The organism is Lysinibacillus sp. UBA5990 (assembly GCF_002429815.1).
Classification (GTDB): domain Bacteria; phylum Bacillota; class Bacilli; order Bacillales_A; family Planococcaceae; genus Lysinibacillus; species Lysinibacillus fusiformis.
The window spans coordinates 347,749-371,994 of sequence record NZ_DJAY01000011.1 but is presented as its reverse complement, the minus strand read 5'-3'; the positions used below and the strand labels follow the sequence as shown (position 1 = coordinate 371,994).

At 38.4% G+C, this 24,246-nt stretch carries 21 protein-coding genes, 1 other RNA gene and 1 other annotated feature; of the genes, 2 read left to right on the top strand and 20 right to left on the bottom strand.

Annotated elements, in window-relative coordinates; genetic code table 11:
- Nucleotides 1–39 precede the first annotated feature (39 nt).
- From B3D94_RS09275 to hisS, 10 genes are all read right to left on the bottom strand, one after another.
- A complete protein-coding gene (locus B3D94_RS09275; protein ID WP_069482107.1) occupies nucleotides 40–360 on the bottom strand; it encodes a PTS lactose/cellobiose transporter subunit IIA in 321 nt (106 codons plus the stop codon).
- A gap of 16 nt (nucleotides 361–376) precedes the next feature.
- Entirely contained in the window at nucleotides 377–688 is a 312-nt protein-coding gene (locus B3D94_RS09270; protein ID WP_069482108.1) for a PTS sugar transporter subunit IIB, read from the bottom strand.
- A 227-nt stretch (nucleotides 689–915) separates the two neighbouring features.
- Entirely contained in the window at nucleotides 916–2,091 is a 1,176-nt protein-coding gene (locus B3D94_RS09265) for a GNAT family N-acetyltransferase (RefSeq protein ID WP_291756932.1), read from the bottom strand.
- 105 nt (nucleotides 2,092–2,196) lie between these two features.
- The gene (locus tag B3D94_RS09260; RefSeq protein ID WP_069482110.1) at nucleotides 2,197–2,466 is read right to left on the bottom strand and encodes an HPr family phosphocarrier protein; all 270 of its coding nucleotides are present in this window, start codon (nucleotides 2,464–2,466) and stop codon (nucleotides 2,197–2,199) included.
- A 17-nt stretch (nucleotides 2,467–2,483) separates the two neighbouring features.
- Nucleotides 2,484–3,209 (bottom strand): SIS domain-containing protein, encoded by a 726-nt coding sequence (locus B3D94_RS09255; RefSeq protein ID WP_291756929.1) that lies wholly within the window; start codon nucleotides 3,207–3,209, stop codon nucleotides 2,484–2,486.
- Nucleotides 3,210–3,213: 4 nt separating this feature from the next.
- Complete coding sequence (locus B3D94_RS09250) at nucleotides 3,214–3,936, bottom strand: GntR family transcriptional regulator (protein ID WP_025114380.1); 723 nt, start codon at nucleotides 3,934–3,936, stop codon at nucleotides 3,214–3,216.
- A 26-nt stretch (nucleotides 3,937–3,962) separates the two neighbouring features.
- Nucleotides 3,963–5,123 (bottom strand): N-acetylglucosamine-6-phosphate deacetylase, encoded by a 1,161-nt coding sequence (nagA, locus tag B3D94_RS09245; RefSeq protein WP_291756926.1) that lies wholly within the window; start codon nucleotides 5,121–5,123, stop codon nucleotides 3,963–3,965.
- A 259-nt stretch (nucleotides 5,124–5,382) separates the two neighbouring features.
- Nucleotides 5,383–5,582: non-coding RNA, 6S RNA (gene ssrS / locus B3D94_RS09240), on the bottom strand.
- A 139-nt stretch (nucleotides 5,583–5,721) separates the two neighbouring features.
- Complete coding sequence (gene aspS, locus B3D94_RS09235; RefSeq protein WP_291756922.1) at nucleotides 5,722–7,491, bottom strand: aspartate--tRNA ligase; 1,770 nt, start codon at nucleotides 7,489–7,491, stop codon at nucleotides 5,722–5,724.
- A 64-nt stretch (nucleotides 7,492–7,555) separates the two neighbouring features.
- Nucleotides 7,556–8,824 (bottom strand): histidine--tRNA ligase, encoded by a 1,269-nt coding sequence (gene hisS / locus B3D94_RS09230; RefSeq protein WP_069482114.1) that lies wholly within the window; start codon nucleotides 8,822–8,824, stop codon nucleotides 7,556–7,558.
- 238 nt (nucleotides 8,825–9,062) lie between these two features.
- Nucleotides 9,063–9,305 (bottom strand) — a binding site (T-box leader).
- A 164-nt stretch (nucleotides 9,306–9,469) separates the two neighbouring features.
- Between hisS and B3D94_RS09225 the strand changes: the two genes are divergently transcribed.
- Nucleotides 9,470–11,050, top strand: a complete 1,581-nt coding sequence (locus B3D94_RS09225) for an SH3 domain-containing protein (protein ID WP_291756919.1) — start codon at nucleotides 9,470–9,472, stop codon at nucleotides 11,048–11,050.
- A 48-nt stretch (nucleotides 11,051–11,098) separates the two neighbouring features.
- On the opposite strand, the gene B3D94_RS09220 is transcribed toward B3D94_RS09225, so the two are convergent.
- The 8 genes from B3D94_RS09220 to B3D94_RS09185 form a co-directional block, all read right to left on the bottom strand.
- Nucleotides 11,099–12,505: a YfcC family protein gene (locus tag B3D94_RS09220; protein WP_291756917.1), complete on the bottom strand. Its 1,407-nt coding sequence runs from the start codon at nucleotides 12,503–12,505 to the stop codon at nucleotides 11,099–11,101.
- A 139-nt stretch (nucleotides 12,506–12,644) separates the two neighbouring features.
- Nucleotides 12,645–13,952 carry a MarR family transcriptional regulator gene (locus B3D94_RS09215; protein ID WP_254664313.1) on the bottom strand — a complete coding sequence of 436 codons (1,308 nt, stop codon included), beginning with the start codon at nucleotides 13,950–13,952 and terminating at the stop codon, nucleotides 12,645–12,647.
- A 106-nt stretch (nucleotides 13,953–14,058) separates the two neighbouring features.
- Entirely contained in the window at nucleotides 14,059–14,274 is a 216-nt protein-coding gene (locus tag B3D94_RS09210; RefSeq protein WP_036119154.1) for a DUF2642 domain-containing protein, read from the bottom strand.
- 71 nt (nucleotides 14,275–14,345) lie between these two features.
- Nucleotides 14,346–14,786: a D-aminoacyl-tRNA deacylase gene (gene dtd, locus B3D94_RS09205; protein ID WP_291756910.1), complete on the bottom strand. Its 441-nt coding sequence runs from the start codon at nucleotides 14,784–14,786 to the stop codon at nucleotides 14,346–14,348.
- A 29-nt stretch (nucleotides 14,787–14,815) separates the two neighbouring features.
- Nucleotides 14,816–17,011 (bottom strand): RelA/SpoT family protein, encoded by a 2,196-nt coding sequence (locus B3D94_RS09200; protein WP_008181090.1) that lies wholly within the window; start codon nucleotides 17,009–17,011, stop codon nucleotides 14,816–14,818.
- A 205-nt stretch (nucleotides 17,012–17,216) separates the two neighbouring features.
- Entirely contained in the window at nucleotides 17,217–18,131 is a 915-nt protein-coding gene (locus tag B3D94_RS09195; RefSeq protein ID WP_291756905.1) for a pseudouridine-5'-phosphate glycosidase, read from the bottom strand.
- 4 nt (nucleotides 18,132–18,135) lie between these two features.
- The gene (locus B3D94_RS09190; RefSeq protein ID WP_069482120.1) at nucleotides 18,136–19,227 is read right to left on the bottom strand and encodes a carbohydrate kinase; all 1,092 of its coding nucleotides are present in this window, start codon (nucleotides 19,225–19,227) and stop codon (nucleotides 18,136–18,138) included.
- Nucleotides 19,228–19,326: 99 nt separating this feature from the next.
- Nucleotides 19,327–20,586 carry an MFS transporter gene (locus B3D94_RS09185; protein WP_291756902.1) on the bottom strand — a complete coding sequence of 420 codons (1,260 nt, stop codon included), beginning with the start codon at nucleotides 20,584–20,586 and terminating at the stop codon, nucleotides 19,327–19,329.
- A 193-nt stretch (nucleotides 20,587–20,779) separates the two neighbouring features.
- Here B3D94_RS09185 and B3D94_RS09180 point away from each other — a divergent pair, with 193 nt between their 5' ends.
- Nucleotides 20,780–21,238, top strand: coding sequence for a MarR family winged helix-turn-helix transcriptional regulator (locus tag B3D94_RS09180; RefSeq protein ID WP_069482122.1), 459 nt, complete (start codon nucleotides 20,780–20,782; stop codon nucleotides 21,236–21,238).
- Nucleotides 21,239–21,276: 38 nt separating this feature from the next.
- Here B3D94_RS09180 and B3D94_RS09175 read toward each other — a convergent pair whose 3' ends face one another.
- Together B3D94_RS09175 and recJ are read right to left on the bottom strand one after the other, a co-directional pair.
- Entirely contained in the window at nucleotides 21,277–21,789 is a 513-nt protein-coding gene (locus B3D94_RS09175) for an adenine phosphoribosyltransferase (protein WP_069482123.1), read from the bottom strand.
- A gap of 30 nt (nucleotides 21,790–21,819) precedes the next feature.
- Complete coding sequence (gene recJ / locus B3D94_RS09170; protein ID WP_291756897.1) at nucleotides 21,820–24,141, bottom strand: single-stranded-DNA-specific exonuclease RecJ; 2,322 nt, start codon at nucleotides 24,139–24,141, stop codon at nucleotides 21,820–21,822.
- Nucleotides 24,142–24,246: the final 105 nt, after the last annotated feature.

Sequence of the window (24,246 nt, the reverse complement as noted above, 5' to 3'; positions counted from 1 at the left end):
CACTCCCTTTGCTTTTTATTGTGACATCAAAATTTGATGTTACTCCCCTTTAATTCGTTCATATAATTCAATCATTTCCTGTGCTAGATCACGAAATGTAATAGCGTTCATTAAATGATCTTGGGCATGAATTAATAACATCGATACTTCGACTTTCTCTCCCCTTGCTTCTTGTGATAATAAACCTGTTTGAGAATGGTGCGCTTCGATCAATGCCTCATTCGCTAATTTAATTTTTTCCTTTGCTGCGTCTATCTGTCCCTTTTTTGCCAATTGTAGAGCTTCCATGCATTCACTTTTTGTATGACCACTATGAACAATTAGTCCCATAATGGATTCCAATAATGCTGTTTCTTCCATCCCCCTTGAGCCTCCTTTAACCTATTAATTGTAATGCTTGCTGCAAGACCTTTTCGCCATTCATCATGCCATAATCCGCCATATTAATAACATCGATTGGGAAATCCATGTCCTTGAATTTTTTTTCAAATGAGCCCTTTAAATAGCGTACTTGAGGACCTAATAACAGCACATCAGCTTTTTTAGTCGCTAGTACTTTTTCAACCTCGCCTTCTGCAATTGCATAAATATCTGCCTCAATATTTTGCTCCTGTGCAGCTTTTTGCATCTTGGATACTAATAAACTAGTACTCATACCAGCTACACACACTAACATAATATTTTTCATTTGAAACACTCCTTTTTTCATTTTTAAACAGTGTAATCGCTTACTTAATCTGAGAATAGCACCTATTGGTATATACCACAATATATTTTTTACATTAATTTTCTATTTATGAAAGTGTTTACAAAATTGGGCTATTGCACTTTTATAGAAAAATAAACGATTCTACTTAACTGGTATAGTCCACAAAAGAATTCAAAAAATTTTTAATTTTCCCGACTATTCATTGCTTAAAAATACTCATAAAACGCTGGTTTTTCAGTAGGTAATGCCCACTGCCATTGCTGAATAATCATCTCTTTTATAGGCTGATTGGCATACATAACAGCATCTTTTACCGATAGATATCCAACCATCATTGCAGAAAAAAGATTAATAGGTAATGTTAACATATGCATGTCAATGATCGAATTTGTCTCAATTATTGAGACATGACCACTTTTATTTATTTGATAGATCTGTTCATTCCAATGACAATACTTATCTTCAATACGGACATACAATGTTTCATGAATATCCTTCCATGGATATTGCTTCATAAATGCATAAACATCTACTACTCTGACCATCACATCCTGTTTAACTTCCTTTTTAAATTGTGGCTCTTCGAAATAAAAGCCAAATGGCCTATGATTGGAAGTAACCCCTTTCATACTACTGACACTCGCTGCATGAGATGTCATGTAACGCCACATAGCTTGTTCTGCTGAATAATTTGCTACGATAAAATCTTGAATTTCAAACGTACCCTGCTGGATCGTATAACGGATATATCCCTCTAAATGATCCTCGTTAAAATAGGCAGCAAAATGACTATCCGGGCTCCTTCTTTCAATTCTTTTCCACCATGCATCATCACGGATCATGCCACCATTTTGAGAAATAGCCATTGCCTGATGAAAATCCTTGATCTTCTCAAAAAGCTCGGAGTCTGGCCATTCAAAGCTCATCCGTTTGACGACATCTAGTTGCTTCCCAAATGAAGGGAACATCGATTGTGGTATTGTGTAATATAATTTCTCGAAGAACAACTCCCACCCGAAATGACGATAGAAGGACACAGAAAAAGGTGCTAACACAGAAATGGATTGCTTATTTTCACGCATATTTTGCAGGGCTTCTGTCATCAGTCTTTTTATAATTCCCTGCTGACGATACTCAGGATAGGTAGCGACAAATCCTATGCCCCCCATCTTGTAGCTGATACCGTGCACAGTCATATTGAGTGGCAGAATTAATAGCTGCCCCACTACCTTTTTGGCATCATAGGCACCTAGTGTCGCACTATGCTCAATCCAATAGTGAAAATCCTCTCTACGTGGCCCTGTATATTTATTTGGAAAACAATAATCTCGTAATTGATGGATCTGCCCATAATCGTTCGGTGAGACGATACGAATGTCCATATAACCACCCCTTTTAGAACTGAATATTCTTATAATTAAATAGCTATGAATCTGTTAAAGGAGATTCGTCTGCAGTGGCTCGTAAATCAACCACTGCTTGAATCCTTAAAGCATTTCCCCTATTTCCTTCGATATCATAATGTCTGTTATTGTTTGAAATAATTTTTCAACATCGGGTCCATCCGCTGATATTTCCACTACACTTCCTGGTTTTACACCTAATGACATAACACCCATAATAGACTTTAAATTTACTGCCTTCTCTTGAAAAGTTAAGGTAATATCACTTTCGAATGGTGTAACCGCAGTGACTAGTAATGCAGCGGGTCTTGCATGTATTCCTTCGGGTGTAGTAATTTTATACATTTTCTTCATTCACAATGCCTCCTTTTTCATGTAAAATCTATTCGATCTTGATAATTGGCAATCATTATCTCATTATGTGACCAATCGGAGTCTACATTATTGCTAACAAAAATGGGTAGTTCGGTTGAAGTCTTTGCAATTTCCTCAATAACTTCGCTGAATAAAGCATTTAATAGCAGCGAACCAATAACTGTCGATGCAGGTGCATATTGCATGTTTTGAGCATGTGCATGTAGAACACCATCACCAATAGGTATATGGGTGTTAATAACGAGATCTACCACTTCTTCCAGTCGTAGTCCACAATGATGACGTGTTGCCTGCTCTCTATAATCAAGTGATTGGAGAGATAGGACATATACGTTTGCATTTTTGGCTAATAATGCTGCATCAATCGGTGCTGAATTTCTTCCAGAAGTTGAAATCACAATGCAAATATCATTTTCGCGAAAGTCAAATTGCTCTTTATGTTGTTCAATAATTGCTGGGTCCTTTTCGTTAATAGAAGAGGCCATGGCTCCTGCATGTAATGCTAGAGGTTCAATAAAAATCGGACGGACAGGCACTAAACCTCCCGCACGATAAAAGGCCTCCTGTGCTAATAGCTGTGAATGACCACAACCGAACAATTGGATAATTCCACCTTTTTGAAGGCGTTGCACAATAATTTGTGCCGCTTCCTTTATACAAGCAGACTCCTGATCCTTCACAACCTGGATCAGCTTTTCAATTTCAGAAAAATATGCATCCATATAATCACCTTTTTATTTCACTTATAAATTTGTAACGATCCGCACGATACGTACTACGTACAAGCTCAAATGGCCGACCGTCAGATAGATAACTCGTACGTTTAATAATTAAAACAGGCGCTGTTTGATTAATTTGCAAAAACTTTCCATCCTCTTTAGACACAATTGCTGCTTCCATCTGTTGGACAGCATTACCAATTTTTTGATGGAATTTTGCTTCGATTAATGCATATAACGAGCCCATTATTTGCTTCTCATCCAACTCTGGATATACTTTCACAGGTATATACGTTTTTTCAATCGCCATTGGCTTTGAATCAGCATTTCTTATTCGCACGACAAAAAATACTTCTTCTCCGGGCTCCATCATTAAATCCCTTGCAATATCCACTGGCGGTATAATTTTTTCAAAACGTAATACTTTACTACTCGGTTCCATTCCTCTTGCTCGCATATCCTCAGTAAAACTTGTTAAACCTTTTAACGGTTGCTCTAATTTTGGATTGGCAACATAGGTACCTCTTCCTTTTTCACGATATAACAAACCGCTATTTACTAGGTTGGTAATGGATTGACGGACAGTCATTCTACTAACATCAAACTGTGCAGAAAGCTCTCGTTCTGAAGGTATTGTTTCACCAATTTTGTACTCTTCTAAATAAATTCGTTGTTTAATAATCTCTTCTATTTGTATATAGATAGGTATATGAGAATTTTTCTCTAACAATTCTTGCACCGTCCTTATCGCCTCATTTATGATTTCTCAAATACAACTTTACCTCGACAAATAGTTTTTTGCACATTTAATTTTTGATTAAGCAATACAAAATCTGCATCAAAACCTTCTTTAATTCGTCCCTTCTTGGACAACCTTAACTGCTCTGCGGCATTTGTAGAGGACATGGCGACTATTTCTTGAAGTGAACAATTTGTAACAGCCTTCATATTTTTTACTGCCTGTTCCATTGTTAAAGTACTGCCAGCTAATGCACCATTTGCTAAATGAGCACCTTTTTCACTCACAGATACTGTTTGCCCGCCTAAATCATATTCGCCATACTGTAACCCTTTCGCGCGCATCGCATCCGTAATAAGAATAATGCCCTTTGCACCTTTCAAACGATAAGCTAACATGACTGATTGAGGATGACTATGGACAAAATCGACAATGAGTTCAACTTTAATCTTGTCATCTAGTAAAGCTCCACCGACAACACCAGGGTCACGATGATGAAAAGGCCGCATTTGATTATATAAATGAGTGGACTGATTTACCCCTAAAGCTACTGCCTTTTGGACTTCATCTATTGAAGCGTCAGAGTGACCAATAGATGGGATGACCTGAAAGTCCCTTAGTGCTTCAAGAAATGTAAAGCCACCCTCTATTTCTGGTGCCATCGTAATTTGTCTTATTTGACGGTTACTAATATTTTGCCAATGGGCAAATTGCTCAATCGTAGGACTAATCATGTAAGCTACTGGCTGAGCACCAGCGCGAATTTTCGAAACAAATGGCCCCTCCACATGTATACCCAATACATTGGCTTCACCTTCATTACGTTGGAATTCTGCTACATTCAATAAAGCGCTTTCAATTTTCTCGACGGTTTGTGTCATCGTTGTAGCAAGAAAACTTGTAACACCTTCTTGGACTAAAGAGTGAGCCATCGCATGTAAAGACTGTTGAGTAGCATCCATCGTATCATGGCCAGCTGAACCATGAATATGCATATCAATATAACCTGGGAGCAGAAGCCAATCCTGATCTGTACCATCTATATATTGAGCTGCCTCGATATTTAAGCTACGGCCTATTTGAGCTATTTTACCGTCCTGAATATAGAGATCACCCTCAAATGATCTCCCTTCAGGATTAATTATTGTGACATGGGAAATTAATAGCGTATCCTTCAAAATTTCACCTCCAGCTAAATTTTAAAAGCTTTGAGGAATTTTCATCATACCTTATAAGGTATAGTTGTCTATACCAATTATATGCTCATTTACCAAAAATAAAAAGCTATTTTTTCTATTTTCTAAATTTTTCATACATTATTTTGTCCTTTGAAATAGTTCAGAATAAAAAAGCTAATACACGTGAGGGTTGGTATATGTTCATTTGCACATAAAAAAGGAGCTTTTTTATAAGCTCCTTTTCAATCCTATGTATAGGACGAATCCCAATTGTGCCGTAATGCCAAGAAACATTCGTTTTGAACCCGCAATTTGCAGGGGGGTGCCTGCTTTGCAGCTTTAAACGTCCCGCTCCGCTAGGGGCATGTTTGCGACTACAAAATGAAGGCTCCCGATTCGATAGTGTTCGGTCAAAACTGTGAAGTAGAATTAGCAGTTAGACAAACACATCAGGATTCGTATTACAGTTATCATAGCACCACTTTTCTGATAATTCAAACGATTTTATCTAATAATCTATAATTTCTTGAGAAAACGCAAAAAATACCTAGATTCCCAACAATTTTTGCTAGGAAATCCAGGTATTTTGCATTATAAATTATTTTCTAAAAGGTTTAATTGCTAAGCTTAATTCGCTAAGTTGCTCAGAAGATACTTCACTTGGTGCTTCTGTCATTAAGCAGCTTGCACTTGCTGTTTTCGGAAATGCAATTGTATCACGTAAATTGTGACGGCCTGCTAATAGCATCACAAAGCGATCAAGACCAAATGCAAGTCCAGCATGTGGTGGCACACCATATTCAAATGCTTCTAATAAGAAACCAAATTGAGCTTGAGCTTCTTCTTCGGAGAAACCAAGTAATTTAAACATTTTTTCTTGTAGGTCACGTTCATAAATACGTAGTGAACCACCACCAAGCTCATAGCCGTTTAATACGATATCATATGCCTGTGCACGAACAGCTGCTGGATCTGTATCCATTAAAGGAATATCCTCGTCAAACGGACGTGTAAATGGATGGTGAGCTGCATAATAACGACTGTCCTCCTCAGAGTATTCAAATAATGGCCAGTCTGTAATCCATAGGAATGCAAATTGTGATTCGTCGATTAATTCTAAGTCTTGACCTAATTTCGTACGAAGTGCCCCTAAAGAAGCCGCTACAACAGACGCTTTATCCGCAACGAATACTAGAATATCGCCAACTTCTGCACCCATTCGTTCAATTAATGCTGCCGCTAACGCCTCATCGAAGAATTTTGCAATTGGGCCATTTAAGCCTTCCTCTGTTACCTTTAACCAAGCAAGACCTTTAGCGCCGTAAATACCAACGAACTTAGTTAGTTCATCCATGTCTTTACGAGAGTATTTATCAGCCGCACCTTTAATATTAATACTTTTAACTTGTTTTCCTTGTGCCACTGTATCAGCAAACACTTTGAAACCGCAGCCTTCAAAAACATCATTTAAAGCTACTAATTCTAATCCAAAGCGTACATCTGGTTTATCAGAACCATAACGATCCATTGCTTCTTGGTACTTCATGCGTTGGAACGGCGCAGGGATATCAATCCCTTTTACTTCTTTCATGACTGCTTGGATTAATCGCTCATTCATTTCTAAAACTTCTTCTTGTGTTAAGAAGCTTGTTTCAATGTCCACCTGTGTAAACTCCGGTTGACGGTCAGCACGTAAGTCCTCGTCACGGAAGCAACGTGCAATTTGGAAATACTTCTCAAAGCCAGCAACCATTAATAATTGTTTAAATAGCTGAGGTGATTGTGGTAAAGCATAAAATTCACCTTCATGGACACGTGACGGTACTAAATAGTCACGAGCACCCTCTGGCGTTGATTTTGTTAAAATTGGAGTTTCAACCTCTAGGAAGCCTTCGTTTTGCAAGAAGTTACGGATTGTACGCGTAACGTCAGAGCGCATTTTGAAAGTATCGAACATCACTGGACGACGTAGGTCAAGATAACGGTATTTTAAACGTAGATCTTCTGATACGTCAGTGCGATCTTCAATTTGGAATGGTGTAGTTTTTGCTGTATTAATGACGACTAATTTTGTCGCTTCCACCTCGATTTTACCGTTTGGTACATTCGGGTTTATTTGGTCCTCTGTACGTAGGATAACTGTTCCTTCTATTTCAATTACATACTCACTACGCACCTTATCCGCTAATGCATGCGCTTCTGCAACGTCTGGACTAAAGACTACTTGTGTAATACCTGTACGGTCACGTAAATCAATGAAAATTAATCCACCTAGGTCACGACGACGCTGTACCCATCCTTTTAATACGACTTTTTCGCCTTGTAACGTTTCTGAAAGTTCGTTACTAGCATGTGTTCTTGTAGCCATTGTTAAATTCCTCCAAAATATATTCAATTTATGTAGCATTCAACAAGAAATGCCATATCTTTGTTTAGGATTGTTGTAATAAATAATTGACTAGCTCTGAAAATGCAACCTTGTGCTGCTCACCAGATTCCATATGCTTTACGGCAGCTGCTTGCTCTTCAAGCTCTGTTTCACCAAGGACAATTGTATACTTTGCCCCTAGACGGTCGGCTGATTTCATTTGTGCTTTCATTTTACGATCTAAGTAATCCATCTCTGTTGCAAGGCCCTTTGCACGGAAAGTACTAGTTAACTCTACCGCCTTTTGCTTTGCATCATCGTCCATGGCAATAATATAAACGTCTAATCCAGAAGCCGTATCTAATTCAACACCTTCTGCTTCAAGCGCTAATAACAAACGTTCAATACTTAAAGCGAAACCAATACCAGGTACATCTGGACCTCCAATTTCTTGCACTAGACCATTGTATCGTCCACCACCACAAAGTGTTGTAATAGCTCCGAAGCCAGATGCCGTTGACATAATTTCGAATGTCGTATGGTTGTAATAATCCAGTCCTCTTACAAGATTTGGATCAACCACATAGGTAATGCCTAGAGTATCTAAATATGATTTCACTTGAGCAAAATAAGCAGCCGATTCCTCTGTAAGGAACTCTGTTAATGCAGGAGCTGTTTTCATTAATGGGTGTTCACGATCCACCTTACAATCTAAAATACGCAATGGGTTCTTTTGTAAACGATTTTGGCAATCTGAGCAAAACTCATGAATATGTGGCTCAAAATGTTGTAATAAAGCTGTACGGTGCGTATCACGCGTTTCTTTATCACCTAGTGAATTGATCACTAATTTTAAATCCTTTAAGCCAGCTGATTCATAGACATCCATTGCAAGAGCAATGACTTCTGCATCAATTGCAGGATCTGCTGAACCAATTGCCTCTACACCAAATTGAACAAATTGGCGATAGCGACCAGCTTGTTGACGCTCATAGCGGAACATGGGTCCTAAATATGACAGCTTAACAGGTTGATCTGGTGCGCCAAACATTTTATGTTCAACATACGCACGTACAACACCAGCTGTATTTTCAGGACGTAATGTTAGTGAGCGACCTCCACGGTCCTCAAATGTATACATTTCTTTTTGGACAACATCCGTTGTTTCACCTACACCACGTGCAAATAAATCAGTCTGCTCGAAAATCGGTGTACGAATTTCGTTGTAGCGATAAACGCGACAAATATCACGAATGATTGCTTCAACCTTCTGCCATTTTTCAGATTGACCTGGCAAAATATCTTGTGTCCCTCTTGGCACTTTAAAACTCATGTAATTCCCTCCTATATTGATTGCCTATGATTGAGCTATTTTCTCTCCATTTTTGGAAGAGATCACTCCACATTTGAGCCATTTCCATCGAGACTAAGCGGATTCCAGTTATGCTGAGCGAGGCTCCATCTGTCCCTCCTCCAACGTAAGTGGCGGATATTCTCATCTTGAGTAAACTGCCTCATTAAAAGCATTCATGTTTTTGGACAACACAAAAAGCTCCCGTCACCTTGCCTATGCAAGGGACGAGAGCTATATAAGCTTCCGCGGTTCCACCCTAGTTGACACAATTTTATACATGTGTCCTCCTCGTAATCGGATAACGGCCGATTCCGTTTTTTCCTACTAAGCACTGCTTTTCAGAAAAAAGCCTCTCAAGTGTTATTCACGTCATACATTTTTGTAGGAAAGATTGCAGCCTAAGTCTTTCCTTCTCTGTTCCAATAGAGGTACACGCTACTTGCTTGGTCATAAGCGATTAATCATTTTTCGATTACCCTTTATGTTAGTCACTAGCTAACCCAATGTCAACTATTTTTGTATTTTTCATAAGACAGTAACGAAAATAACAAATTCCATTACAATTTTACCACGAATTTTTATACAAAAGCATGGTAAAATAGCACAAGGAATAGGAGGAATCTGATGAGGACAAAAATTTTACATAGTATTATCATCTTCGTACTAATAGTAACAATTGCGATTCCAAATAAGAACTTTATTCAAAATGCTTCCGCTGATACGAGTGACCTAAAAGTATCAGGTACGATTCTTCATTTACGTGAGGGTCCTGGATTGTCTTATCCAATTATTACGACTTTAGATGAAGGTGATCCTTTAACTTCGATTGCTCGTAAAGGTGATTGGATACAGGTAAAGGCAGGTAGCTATGAAGGCTGGGTAGCATCCTGGTTAACAACCTCTACAAGCACTCAAAAAACCATTGATAAAACTGTTATTTCACAGGTTGACCGTTTAAATATTCGCACTGATCCAGATATTTCTTCAGCTGTTATTGGACAGCTTTCTACGGGCAACCAAGCAAACCTCATTGAGGAAAATAATGAATGGGCAAAAATTGATTGGAATGGACTATCTGGTTGGGTTTCTAAGGATTATGTGACGATTAACGACAGTCCTAAAAAAGAAAACGAGCCAAAAGAGGATTCTGTAGAAGTATCTACAACAACTACACCTGTTAATAAAGATACAACCTTTACTATTTTAGTGGATGCACTGAATGTTCGGAAAAAACCTGATTTGAATGCAAAAAAAATTGGCACAGTTACCAAGGGACAGGCTTATAAAGTACTTGCACATGAGCACAATTGGGTACAAATTCAGTACAATGATAAAAAAGCTGGATGGGTCTATAGTTTTTACGGTACTTTTTCAAATAAAGTAAAGAGCACCTCTAAATCGTCCTCTTCAAAAGATTTAGAATCCGTTACTATAATTTATAATGGGACAAACCTACGAACTGATGCGTCAACTGCTGCTGAAGTTGTGGAGCGAGTAGATGCTGGTAAAACCTATCCTATCGTCGGCGTAAAAAATGATTTTTACGAAATTCAATTAGACAAAGAAACAGCGTTTGTTGCGAATTGGGTTGTTACAACGAGCTCCAATAAAACTTCTATCTCACAAAAGGATCAACAAGAGCCTCGTAAAAAGGGAACGTTAAATGGATTAACCATTGTTGTAGATGCTGGACATGGAGGCAACGACCATGGAACAACAGGTCAACGTGGAACAGAAGAAAAAGGGATTACTTTAAAGACAGCTACTCTCCTTGCTTCTAAGCTAAGTGCAGCGGGTGCAAATGTTGTTATGACAAGAGAGTCTGACGAATATGTGGCATTGCGGAAGCGTGTCTCGATTGCCCATCAGTATGAGGCAGATGCCTTTATTAGTCTTCATTACGATGCAACCGATGATAGCTCTATTAACGGCTTCACGTCCTATTATATGAATAGTAATCAAAAAGGGCTTGCGGAGGCAATACACGATGGACTTTCGAGTAAAATTGATTTGAGGGATCGTGGAACCCAACAAGGCAACTATTTAGTACTACGTGAGAATCGACAAAAAGCCGTGCTTATTGAGCTAGGTTACTTAAGTAATGCTAGTGAAGAGCGAGCCATCACCACGGCTAAATTCCGTGAACAGGCTACTCTTGGTATTTATCAAGGCATCTTAAATTACTTTAATGCCAATGAAGAATAATACAAAAAAAGCTGTGGAATAATCTTTTTCCACAGCTCTTTTCATGTTTTAAGAAATACCTAATGCTACTGCAGCTATTAATGCTAAACATGCAATCAATGCCCAGCCAAGAATCATCTTCCAAATGAATTTAATCCACTTTTCATATGGAATACCCGCTACCGCTAAATACGCCATTAATGCAGATGAAGTAGGAATAATTGAGTTTGTTAATGAATCTCCGTACTGGAATGCTAAGACTGCTACTTGTCGTTCTAATCCTAGTAAATCAGTAATCGGAATCATAATCGGCATTGTTGCTGCCGCCTGCCCACTACCAGATGAAATAAATAAATTTAAAAGGGCTTGAATAAACAACATACCGATTGCACTAATAGCATGTGGTAAATGCCCGATTGTCTCAGATGCTGCATAAACAATTGTATCAATGATTTTCCCTTGCTCTAAAACGACTGTAATAGCACGTGCAAAACCTACGATGAGAGCACCGAATGTTACAGCCTTTGCCCCATCAATAAAGGAGTCGAAAATAGTGCCAGGCTTTAAACCGCCAATTAGGCCTGCAATTAAGCCCATAATTAAAAATGAAGCCGTTAATTGTATTAAAAACCAATCCCAATTAAAAACACCATAAATATTAAATCCAATGCCACATGCCATTACAATAAATACTAGCTTATGTTTCCCTGTTAATGAAGGAATGTCAATCACAGACACATTGGACTTAGCCTGTTGTTCAATCTCATAAATCACACTTGCCTGAGGGTTCTTTTTCACCTTAAAAGCATAGCGAGATACATAGAAAATAGCAAAACTTAATACAAAAATATAGACAACTGCACGGAAACCAATCCCCGAGAATAAAGGAACATCTGCTAATGATTGCGCAACGCCAACCGTAAAGGGATTAAGCATTCCACCAAAAAATCCACTGGCTGCTCCTAATGTAATCATGGCAGTTCCTGTTACCGCGTCAAAGCCCATTGCACGAGCTATTGCTACGCCAATAGGTACGAAAATAATCGTTTCTTCCGCCATTCCCATTGTAAAACCGCCCACAGAGAATAGAATCATCGATAAAGGAATTAATAGCTTTTCTCTACCCTCTAATGCTTTTACACCTTTATAAACACCCGCTTCGATAGCACCTGTCGAACGAATAACGCCAAATACACCACTAACTAAGAAAATATAGAAGATAATTTGGGCACCTTTTTCAAGGCCCATCGGTACTGCTGTAAACATTTCAAAAATGGAAACTGGATTACTGTCAATATGATGATAGCTACCATCCACAACGAGCATACGTCCTTCTGGATCTTCTACTCGGTCAAACTCACCTGCTGGAATAATATAGCTTGCAATACCTGCTAGAAAAATAATAGCAAAAATAATCGTATATGTATGAGGTACTTTTAGCCAACTCTTCTTTTTTACACGCTGTTCATTTTCCAAAATATCACCAACCTATTGATAGATTTAGACACTAGCAAACTCTCAAAGCACCCCTTTCTAATTTGTCGCTATATGTCGTTAATTGAAAATAAATATACAATAGTTCAAATTTATTGTAAAGTATTAATTTTCTATTATTTCAGATTTCCCATTTTGTCGTTGCCTTATAAAGCTTTCTCGGACGTCCTTGTTGATAAGGGTGCTCCTCTCCTGCAAACGTAAAATAGTTCTGTTCAATTAAACGATTAATAATGCGCTCAGCAGATCTACGTGACAGATTCATATAATCTGCTAATTCAGCAGCGGAAAAGGGGCGATTATTTGTTACCAACATGAATTGCTTCATAACATTAATATTTTTAGCACTCATTTTCACATTTTTAGCAATTTCTAAAATATGTTTACTATTGTTACTCAAGGCTACTTCATTATTATTTTCGAATAATGGTCCATGTAATCGATTCTGCTCATCCACCAAGCACATTACCGTAGAAGTCTCGCTATATTTTGTTGTAAAAAACAAAGCCTGAGATGAATGTGCTTCCGCCTCATGTAAAGAATAACCATAGCCAACACCCACTCTGAAAATAGTGCCAAATTGCTGTTCATACTGTTCTTTTAGCGAACGTAAATAAGAAGGTTCAAGCTTTTCAATTACCCCTCTAGTTGAAATAATTAAATAAGGCTCCTGCTGTGCCGGCATGACCTTTGCATGTAAACGATCGCTTAATGTTTCTAAAGTTTTAAGAAATACTGGTTGAAGGTGTGATAAATTTTCTTGGCAATAAATAGAGACAACGGCAATTTGCGAGGACGCCAATAATTTATGATGATAGGCATCTAGGGCTCTAGTAACCGCCGCTGTAAATGTTTGTTTGCTTTCAACCATATACTTCGCAGGTATCCCTAATTGTTGTAGCTCTATAAAAACAGCGTGAAGGCTAGTAAGAGCTAATTTAGTCTTTCCTGCTTCATACAACTCCTTATGATAATGGACATAATCAGCCATATTTAAATTTGCTATTTTTTCAGGTTTTTCATGGACCAATGCATAATCTTTTACATACACTTCTATGGATGCAATTCCTGCCTCCTTCATCACTTGATAAAAGCTATCTTTTTTAGGCAAATCTATCGATAATTTACTCAGTTCCACTCGTTCATGATGGTGTAGAGATAATAGCGAAAGTGCCAATGTCAATTCATCAAAAGGGAGGTATGTCGCTTGTATAGAAGTTGCTTTTATTTTTTCATAGCAATAGTAATAGGGAATAGAACCAGCAAATAATACAATATCCGATTGCGATGCAGCTTCGTCAATAAAATCCACACATTGTTCAGGATGCGTGTAAGGAAAATGAATAAATTGTACTTGAGGAAATGCTGCGAAATGCTCCTTTATATTATTCCAAAAAAACAAAGAACCTAAAATCGCTATTGTTTGCATAATTTTCAACCTCTCCAATAAATCAAATATTCTAATAATTAAGTTCATTTATTATAACGTAAATAAATAAAAAAAGAACCTTCCATCACCGAAGGTTCACACAAACTCATTTTTTGGTTGTTTCCAATGTAACCCACACAATTTCCTCCAACTGTATGAAGAATGGTGTACGACTAATCTCTAAAATAATATGGTCAGGTAATATTGATAATAAAATACCTTGTTGAATATTTTTTTCTGTTTGCACTACAATAGCCTGACCAACCATCATTTTAAGAGTTTCGTATAAATATGGATTGGATATACTTCCTATCTGCGCCATGTTCTTGACACTCCCTCCTATAAAACTAACCATACTCTTTAGTATATGAAGGAATGATAGGAAATGTACCATTATTTTGACTCTAGAAGTATTGTTACTGGACCATCATTAATGAGTGCAACATCCATCATTGCACCAAATATGCCTGTCTCCACATGTAAACCGAGTTCACGTAATGCTTGGTTAAAAGCTTCCCACAGCGGTTTTGCTACTTCTGGTCTTGCAGCACTTGTGAAACTTGGACGATTCCCTTTTTTAGCATCCCCATATAACGTAAATTGCGAGACGGATAAAATAGCGCCACCATGCTCCAAAATAGAATGATTCATTTTTCCATCGGCATCTTCCCAAAGGCGTAAATTGGCTATTTTTTTCGCTAAGTACGCGACATCTTCCTGCGTATCTTCATGTGTAATACCAACTAGAAGAACATAGCCACTATCGATGGCTCCTGTGACAGTTCCGTCAACTGTTACAGAAGCTGTTTTACTACGCTGTAATACTACCTTCATACGTCAATAACCCCAATTCTAACTGTTGCTTAATTGATAACTCGTTGCACCGAATAAATATCAGGCGTTTGTTTAATTCGCTCCACAACCTTATGCAAATGCGAAATATTTGAAATAGAGATTGTTAAATGAATTGTGGCCATTTTATCACGATCAGCCCGGCCACTTACCGCTAAAATATTTGTTTTAGTTTCACTAACAATTTGCATAATCTCATTTAATATACCAGGTCGATCAAAAGCAGAAACTTCAATATCAACTGGGTATTCCTTTTTCTCAGGGATGACACCATGCTCCCACTCGACCTCAATTAAACGCTCCTGCTCATCCTCAATTTGAATATTAGGACAGTCTGCACGATGCACTGATACACCACGACCTTTTGTAATAAAGCCAACAATGTCATCTCCTGGAACAGGTGTACAGCAGCGCGAAAGTCGAATGAGCATATTATCAATGCCCTTCACAATAACACCTGATTCCGTACGTTTTTGCGGGATCGGATTTTTCATTTTTTGTTCAATTTTTTCTAAAGCTTCTTCCTGTTCACGCTCTTTTCGGCGTTTTTCAGCTAAACGATTCACTACCTGTTGTGCCGTTATTCCGCTTACACCAACAGCTGCATATAAGTCCTCTTCATTCGTATAATTAAACTTATCGCATACTCGTTTTAGATTTTCTGCTGACATTGTTTCCTTTAAATCGAAATCCTGGGCACGGATTTCTTTTTCAATCATCTCTTTGCCTTTGACAATATTCTCCTCACGTAAATGACGTTTAAAAAATTGCTTTATTTTATTTTTTGCCTGTGAGGATTGTGCTATTTTCAGCCAATCTCGGCTTGGCCCAAAGGATTGCTTAGATGTTAAAATTTCAATGATGTCGCCCGTTTTCAGCGGTGTATCAAGCGGCACCATTTTGCCATTAATTTTTGCCCCTATTGTACGATTTCCGACCTCAGAATGGACACGATAGGCAAAATCGATTGGTACTGAACCAGCAGGTAATTCAATGACGTCACCTTCAGGAGTAAAGACATAAACCATATCAGAAAATAGATCAAATTTTAAGGATTCCATGAACTCTTCAGCGTTGGAAGACTCATTTTGGAATTCTAATATTTCACGGAACCATGTTAATTTTTGGTCGACATTTTGCTTTTGATGGTCAACCTTTCTGCCCTCTTTATACGCCCAGTGTGCCGCAATCCCGTACTCAGCAATTTTATGCATTTCCTTTGTACGAATCTGTACCTCTAATGGATCTCCATACGGACCAATAACGGTTGTGTGTAAAGATTGGTATAGATTTTGTTTTGGCATAGCAATATAATCTTTAAAACGTCCTGGCATTGGCTTCCACAACGTATGCACGATCCCTAATACGGCATAGCAATCTTTAATACTATCGACCAATACACGAATGGCTAATAAATCATAAATTTCATTAAATTGTTTCTTTTGCAGCACCATTTTTCGATAAATACTGTAAATATGCTTTGGACGTCCATATACATCTGCATCAATTTCAACTTCATTCAGCTGTGATTTCATTTCAGCCATAACATTGTCTAAATAAGCCTCACGCTCATCTCGCTTTTTCTTCATCAAACTAACAATACGATAATATTGCTGTGGGTTTAAATAGCGAAGAGCTGTATCTTCAAGCTCCCATTTGACAGTCGATATTCCAAGACGATGAGCAAGCGGTGCAAAAATTTCTAATGTTTCTTTCGAAATACGTCTCTGCTTTTCGGCCGGCAAATGCTTTAATGTACGCATATTATGAAGACGGTCTGCTAGCTTTATTAAAATGACACGGATGTCCTGCGCCATGGCTACAAACATTTTTCGATGATTTTCTGCTTGCTGCGCCTCTTTTGATAAATATTTAATTTTCCCTAATTTTGTAACTCCGTCCACAAGTACTGCAACTTCTTCGCCAAATTCCCGTACCAAATCATCCCGCGTAAAATCTGTATCTTCGACAACATCATGTAAAAAACCTGCCGCTACAGTTTCTGGGTCCATTTGTAATTCAGCTAGAATACCCGCTACTTGTACTGGGTGAATAATATACGGTTCACCAGAGCTACGGAATTGCTCAATATGGGCATCCCTTGCTAATTCATATGCTTTTTTCACGAATGCGACATTTTCATCATTCATGTAGGATTTGACTAACTCAAAAACGTCCTCAGGAGTCAAAATTTGCTCTTTCGCCATAACATGTCCACCTTGCTCGTCAAATTTTTCAGATTAGATATAAACTTAATTGTATAAAATTTTGTAGCCCATTGTAAAGAGACTGTGTCATTTAGTTTAGTTAATCTCGTGAACAGCATTAAAAATGGAAAAAATATTCTCCTTTTTAATAAAAAAGACCCTCTGCGACGTTATGTCACAAAGAGTCTTTGTTTCGACAAGAGAATTAATGTAATTGATTGAAAGCTACAGCAATTTTCGCGCCAACTACTGCATTGTTTTTCACTAATGCAATGTTCGCATCAAGACTTTTACCTTCTGTTAATTCTTTTACTTTACCTAGTAAGAATGGTGTCACGTTTTTACCTTGAATACCATTTTCTTCAGCTTCAGCTAAAGCTTTTTCAATTATATTCGTAATAAACGCATGCTCTAAAGCTTCAGCTTCAGGGATTGGGTTAGCAATAACAGCTCCACCTTTTAAACCTAATGCCCATTTCGCACTTAGCATTTCTGCAATTTCGTCTGGTGTATCAAGCTGGAAGTTTACATCGAATCCACTTTGACGTGTGTAGAATGCTGGTAATTCATCTGTACCATAACCAACTACAGGTACACCTTTTGTTTCAAGATATTCTAATGTAAGACCGATATCTAAAATAGATTTTGCACCAGCACAAATGACAGCAACATTTGTTTGTGCTAATTCTTCTAAGTCAGCAGAGACATCCATTGTCATTTCAGCACCACGGTGAACACCACCAATACCACCTGTTACAAAGATTTCAATACCCGCTAGCTCTGCACAGATCATTGTAGCTGCAACTGTTGTCGCTCCAAGTTTTTTTGTAGCAAGTAAGTAGCCTAGGTCACGGCGTGAAGCTTTAGCAACACCTTGTGCATTACCGAACATTTCAAGCTCTTCATCTGATAAACCAATTTTAATTTTCCCATCAATTAATGCAATTGTTGCAGGTACGGCACCATTATCGCGAATAATTTGTTCTACCTCGCGAGCAGTTTGTACGTTTTGTGGGTATGGCATGCCGTGTGAAATAATAGTTGATTCTAAAGCTACGATTGGTAAGCCCTTTGCTTGTCCTGCTTTTACTTCTTCTGATAATACGATGAATTCTTTCATGTTGTTATTCCTCCATTTCACTTTTTAACAAATCTACTGATAATTCAGGTCTTACTGTATAGGGAGATGCTAAGGTATTTTTGGCATTGGTTAACCCTGCATCAAGACATGTCGCAAAGGATTGTCCTGTCAGCCAGCCGTGAATAACAGCACTGACAAAGGCGTCACCAGCACCTGTCACATCTTCAATCTTATCAATTACTTTGGCAGCAAAATGACAAGGCGCAATTGTTGTTGAAGCCGCATATACGCCTTTACTGCCAGCTGTGATAATTACATGCTCAGCACCTAATTGTAGGAGCTGTTGTAATGCTTTTTCATAATGACTCACGTTTTCAATTGTATGTCCTACAATTGTTTCTGCTTCATCCGTGTTACAAATAAACCATGTTACGCCTTGTAATGTTTCAGGTAGTCGATTCATTTTAGGCGAGGATACTGGCACAATGACCAGTGGAATGTCACGAGCAATAGCTACTTGCTGGATATATGCCACTGTTTCTTTCGGACAATTTAAGTCCAAAATAAAGCAGCCAGCGTTCACAAGCATCGTTTCATGCTTTTTTAACAAGTTAGGCAATAATAAGTCATATACTTCCATATTGGCTACAGCTAGTGCTAGCTCGCCTTGCTCATCCATAATGGCCGTATAAGAACCAGTTGAAGCTTCTGGTAACTGCTCCACATATCGTAGATTCATAAACGATTCTGAAGCATCTTGGATTACTTGCCAATCCGCATCTTTACCAGCTGTTGTGAGCAATGTCACTTGATGGTTTAATCGGCCTAAATTTTCAGCAATGTTTCGACCAACACCACCTACACTAAAGGAAGAACTAGCAGGGTTAGATGTTCCAAATTGAACATTGCCCTTCACGTGGAATTTTCGGTCTAAGTTTGCTCCACCGATACAAATAATTTCATTTGCCTCGGGTAAAATATAAGCTCGACCTACTATTTTTCCTTCCTTCGTTAAACTAGACACTAAATTAGCAAGTACGGGACGAGATAAATTCATGGCATCCGCCATCTCTTGCTGAGACATAAACGGATTTTGGCGAATTAAAGCAAGCACCGCCTGTTCTCTTTCATTCATAGCATCACCTTTTATTATATTTGTTTACATTATAAACTTTTGTTTGATTTTTGTCAAAAAAAAGTTGAACCTATCATACGGAGGTTCAACTTTTCATGTTTAGTTCGTTTGTGCTTGCTGAGAAGTTTGTTTTTTGACTATGATAACGAATAGGCTCGCCAATGCGCAAAAAGCCCCTGCAAGAAAAAAAGCCCATGTATAGGAATTGAAAAATTTATAAATCAACCCACCACCATATGCAGCGACTGCCGCTCCCGCTTGATGAGAGGCAAAAATCCATCCGTAAATAATACTACTCTTTTGTACGCCAAAAGTTTGTCGGGCAATACTAATCGTAGGTGGCACTGTTGCAATCCAATCAATTCCATAAAAGATAGTAAAAATAGTTAATAAAACAAAGGAGCCCTGTGCCAAAGCATATGGGAGTAATAGGAGTGAAGCTCCTCTTAACAGATAATACCAAAATAATAACCAACGATTATCAAAGCGATCTGATAGCCAACCAGATGCAGTAGTACCTAGTAAATTAAACACACCCATAAAAGAAAGGAGCGATGCAGCGGTTACTAATGGAATACCAAAGCTAATGCAATAAGAGACAAAATGAGTACCGATTAAACCACTCGTTGAAAGACCGCAAATGAAAAAGCTCCCTGCTAACAGCCAAAAAGTTTTGACTTTAACCGCTTCTAATAAGCCATTGAAGGCCATACTAATTGGATTTTTCTTGAGCTGCACATGGGGATTTTCAAATATCTCATCCTGTCCATAAGGTGTTAAGCCCAAATCCTGCGGTTTGTTTTTGATAAAAATAGCAATCATGATTAACATCACTATACTCAAAAGTAGAATAAAGCCGATTGCCCATCTCCATGAATAGTGGTCAATGATAATAGCAAGCACTGGCAATAAAATAAGCTGACCCGTGGCTGTACTAGCCGTTAAAATCCCTACTGCCAACCCTCTTCTTTTGACAAACCAATGATTGGCTACATAAGGGCTGAGCACCGTTAAAAAGAGGCTTGCGCCCAGACCAATGATCCCACCCCAAATAATGATTAATTGCCATGATTGATTCATGAAAAATGTTAAAGACATGCCTAGCACTAATGTAGACATAGCACTTATCATCATCCTTTTTAAACCTATCACTTCAAGCAAAGCTGCCATGAATGGTCCAGAGATGCCATATAAAAATAAGCTGACAGCAAATGCTAGCGCAATCGTCGACCGATCCCATTGAAATTCCCTTTCTAAAGGATCAATAAACACACCAGATGATGACATCGTAATTCCAGCAACAATAATGGAGAAAAACGTGACCACTAAAATAAACCAACTGTAATGAATCCGCTTCATTATTCCACCTACTTTTCTTGTCAGAATCACTCTAAAAACATGTATATACATGCTTTAGAGTATATTCGTTCATTTATATGTATATACATGTATAATGATAGTAACCATTCCATTAGATAGCTGTCAATAAGTATTTTTTAGCTCTTAGGTGTATACTTAAAATTAGTAGAATCCCCTTAAAGGAGTACTGACCATGAAAAATCAACAGAATACTATCGATTACACACAAATATGTGTTTGTGCGAACCTTCGAAAAAAAACAAGGGTCGTGACGCAGTTATATGATAAATTACTTCAGCCTACTGGTTTAAAAGTGACTCAATATTCTATGCTGGCACACATCGACCTTCAACAAGCTGTTTCCATTAGTCGTTTAGGTGAAATTTTATTGCTCGATCAAACCACCGTGACACGTAATATCAATCTATTAAAGCAATATGGCTACGTCGAGTTAAAGCGTGATCCACATGACGCTCGCACTAAAAATATTATGCTCACTGAAAAAGGATTAGACAAGCTGCATGAGGCTGCACCCATTTGGCAAACGATTCAAGATAAAATAATTGATGATATTGGTGTCGAAAAATATGCTGATTTCTACGATACTTTGCGAACAATGCAAAAGATCATTCTGTCCTACGAAGAACAATAAAAAAAGCGCCCATTGTAATGGCGCTTTTTTCAATGCTCTTAATATTGAATAAGAGTTTTAATATTTAAGTCGCCAAGCTTGTCACGACCATTTAATTCTAAAAGTTCAATTAAGAAGGCACAACCAACTACTTGACCACCTAATTGTTCCACTAGACGAACAGTGGCTTCTACTGTACCGCCAGTTGCTAGTAAATCATCACAGATTAGTACCTTTTGACCAGGCTTAATCGCATCATTATGCATTGTTAATGTATCTTTGCCATATTCAAGACCATAGTCTGCACTTATAACCTCGCGTGGTAATTTACCCGGTTTGCGAACAGGCGCAAAGCCGATTTCAAGGGCATAGGCAACTGGGCATCCAATAATAAAACCACGTGCTTCAGGACCCACTACAATTTCTGCGCCTAGTTCTTTTGCATATTCTACAATTTGATCTGTCGCATATTTGTATGCTGGTCCATGATCCATAATTGTAGTAATATCTCTGAATGAAATACCCTCTTTCGGCCAGTTTTCAACCGTTGTAACGTATTGCTTTAAATCCATTAGATTGCTCCTCCTACGAAACGTTTTCGTCTAGTCATGTATTCGTTCATCAAACCATTGTTTTAATTCTATATAAGGAGCATAGACAAGCATTTGCTCCATTTCAATCTGTTCTGAACGTTGTTTGTACGACGGTGCCTCGGTCAATGCTTGTTTTGGGGCATCCACGTTGACAGTCGTCAGTCCACTCTCCATTTTAACAAAATCAAGCTCAAAAAACACCTGTGTCATAAATTTTATTGTTTCTAATGGCCATCCAGTATGCTTAGCTAAGTCTGCTACATGCATATCAAGTGGAAATGCTGGTCGATTTTTCAAGAATTTATAATACCATGCAAATTGCTCACGGGTAGGTAAAACATTAAAGTATTGTGAATCGGGCATATAAAAGTGCGCATAAATGCGTGAAGGGGCCGTCTTCTGTAAAACCTCTTCTAGCCTTTGAATATTTTCAGGCAAATCTAAAAGGACAATATATTCCCTTTGTCCAATGTTTGAAAAAGTAGGATCAACTACTGTTATAGGAACATCAATTAACGATTGATAATAGGTCAATGTTGCTGGACGAAAGGCTATAAATGTCGCCTCTTCCTTTGGCACTGTATTGAGCCAGCGAGCCGTTTGACGAATACCCCGAATATCAAAAAGCTGCCATTCAGTGGTTTGAACATCTTCAATCATAAATTGAGCTTTTTTACGACCCTGCCACTCGTTAATTTGCAAATCACCAATAAAGGACACTTTTATGCCATAGGTTAATTCATCATGTAAATGGCCCTTATGGAAACCGACACTATCTAATTTGTCATAGCCATTCGTTAGTTCCATTTTTATATGATTCTCAGCAGCCCCAATTTTTCGCATGGAGGATATTTCAACATCTTCAAGCACATAAACTGGCTTCGGAAAATCCGTGCCAAACGGTCCAAGAGTTGATATTTCTTCAATAGCATCTGCTGAAATTTCATCAATGCTTAGAGGAATATCAATGTGTACCACTGGTGTTAACTGCTCTTCTGTTAAACATGCTCTTGCCTGTGTATCCAAGCGTGACCGTAGTTCATCCACATGCTCAATTGATAAAGTCATCCCCGCTGCCATCGGATGCCCCCCAAAATGAGGTAAAATATCACGGTTTTTGGCCAATTCATTATATAAATGGAAGCCTTCAATACTTCGTGCAGAGCCTTTTGCTGTGCCTTTATCAGGGTCAAGTGAAAGGACTATCGTCGGTCGATAATATTGTTCAACAAGACGTGATGCAACGATTCCTACAACCCCTGCATTCCAGCCTTCTCCTGCTACAACAAGGACTAAAGAATCGCTAATTTTCTTCTCTGCTTCAATTAGGGCAATGGCTTCATCCGTTATACTTTTGACAATATCCTTACGCTCGGTATTGCAGGCATTTAGCTGTTTGGCCAAGGCTGTTGCCTTTGCACTATCCTCTGCCATTAATAATTCGACACCTGGCGATGCGTCACCGAGTCGACCCACTGCATTAAAGCGTGGACCAAAATAAAAGCCAATCGTTTCCTCATTAATTTTTGCTTGCTCTGTACTTGCAATATCACACATGGCTTGTACCCACGGGCTAAGACAACAACGCATTTCCTCTATGCCTCGTTTAACGAGATAACGATTTTCATCCACTAATGGCACTAAATCAGCCACCGTGCCAATCGCAACATATTCTAATAAATGAGTTGGTAGTTCTCCGTATAGAGCATGTGCAAGTTTAAAAGCTACACCTACACCAGCAAGTTCTCCAAAAGGATAATGCCCTTCAGGTAAACGTGGGTGTAAAATGATATCTGCTGGTGGTAATTCCTCCCCAGCTTCATGGTGATCGGTCACAATGACATCCAGACCAAGCTCCTTCGCTACACGAATAGGTTCGATCCCCGAAATCCCATTATCCACAGTGATAATTAACTGCACACCCTCATTATACGCTTCCCGGAAAAGAGCCTCGTTTGGCCCATAACCATGAATAAAACGGTTCGGTATTTTAAAAGATACATCAGCACCAAGATCCAATAGAACATTTAGCATAACCGTCGTACTTGTCACACCATCGGCATCATAATCGCCATAGACTAAAATTTTTTCTCCATTATCAAGAGCTTGCTCAATTCGTGCCACCGCTTCCGCCATACCGTGCATGAGAAAAGGGTCATGAACATTCGCTTCTGTCATATTTAATAAGCTTTCTGCATCAGCTGTTGTTTCACAGCCTCTTGCTGCTAAAATTTTTGCTGCAATCGCAGAAAGTTGTAAGTCATTTTGTAATGCTTGTACAAGTTTTACGTCTGGGCGCTCCACTTGCCATCTTTTTTTCGATAGAATCATCTTCTCACTTCCTTACGAAAGCTATTATACCGAAATTCTACACGATACGCACTATCCGTAAGATTGATAGTTTTATCCAAGTAAGGCTATCCGCCAGTTACGGCA

Bases quoted from the DNA above. Each gene is read 5' to 3' on its own strand.
- B3D94_RS09275 (WP_069482107.1), bottom strand. From the start codon at position 360: ATGGAAGAAACAGCATTATTGGAATCCATTATGGGACTAATTGTTCAT.
- B3D94_RS09270 (WP_069482108.1), bottom strand. From the start codon at position 688: ATGAAAAATATTATGTTAGTGTGTGTAGCTGGTATGAGTACTAGTTTA.
- B3D94_RS09265 (WP_291756932.1), bottom strand. From the start codon at position 2,091: ATGGACATTCGTATCGTCTCACCGAACGATTATGGGCAGATCCATCAA.
- B3D94_RS09260 (WP_069482110.1), bottom strand. From the start codon at position 2,466: ATGAAGAAAATGTATAAAATTACTACACCCGAAGGAATACATGCAAGA.
- B3D94_RS09255 (WP_291756929.1), bottom strand. From the start codon at position 3,209: ATGGATGCATATTTTTCTGAAATTGAAAAGCTGATCCAGGTTGTGAAG.
- aspS (WP_291756922.1), bottom strand. From the start codon at position 7,491: ATGGCTACAAGAACACATGCTAGTAACGAACTTTCAGAAACGTTACAA.
- hisS (WP_069482114.1), bottom strand. From the start codon at position 8,824: ATGAGTTTTAAAGTGCCAAGAGGGACACAAGATATTTTGCCAGGTCAA.
- B3D94_RS09225 (WP_291756919.1), top strand. From the start codon at position 9,470: ATGAGGACAAAAATTTTACATAGTATTATCATCTTCGTACTAATAGTA.
- B3D94_RS09215 (WP_254664313.1), bottom strand. From the start codon at position 13,952: ATGCAAACAATAGCGATTTTAGGTTCTTTGTTTTTTTGGAATAATATA.
- B3D94_RS09210 (WP_036119154.1), bottom strand. From the start codon at position 14,274: ATGGCGCAGATAGGAAGTATATCCAATCCATATTTATACGAAACTCTT.
- dtd (WP_291756910.1), bottom strand. From the start codon at position 14,786: ATGAAGGTAGTATTACAGCGTAGTAAAACAGCTTCTGTAACAGTTGAC.
- B3D94_RS09200 (WP_008181090.1), bottom strand. From the start codon at position 17,011: ATGGCGAAAGAGCAAATTTTGACTCCTGAGGACGTTTTTGAGTTAGTC.
- B3D94_RS09195 (WP_291756905.1), bottom strand. From the start codon at position 18,131: ATGAAAGAATTCATCGTATTATCAGAAGAAGTAAAAGCAGGACAAGCA.
- B3D94_RS09190 (WP_069482120.1), bottom strand. From the start codon at position 19,227: ATGAATGAAAGAGAACAGGCGGTGCTTGCTTTAATTCGCCAAAATCCG.
- B3D94_RS09185 (WP_291756902.1), bottom strand. From the start codon at position 20,586: ATGAAGCGGATTCATTACAGTTGGTTTATTTTAGTGGTCACGTTTTTC.
- B3D94_RS09180 (WP_069482122.1), top strand. From the start codon at position 20,780: ATGAAAAATCAACAGAATACTATCGATTACACACAAATATGTGTTTGT.
- B3D94_RS09175 (WP_069482123.1), bottom strand. From the start codon at position 21,789: ATGGATTTAAAGCAATACGTTACAACGGTTGAAAACTGGCCGAAAGAG.
- recJ (WP_291756897.1), bottom strand. From the start codon at position 24,141: ATGATTCTATCGAAAAAAAGATGGCAAGTGGAGCGCCCAGACGTAAAA.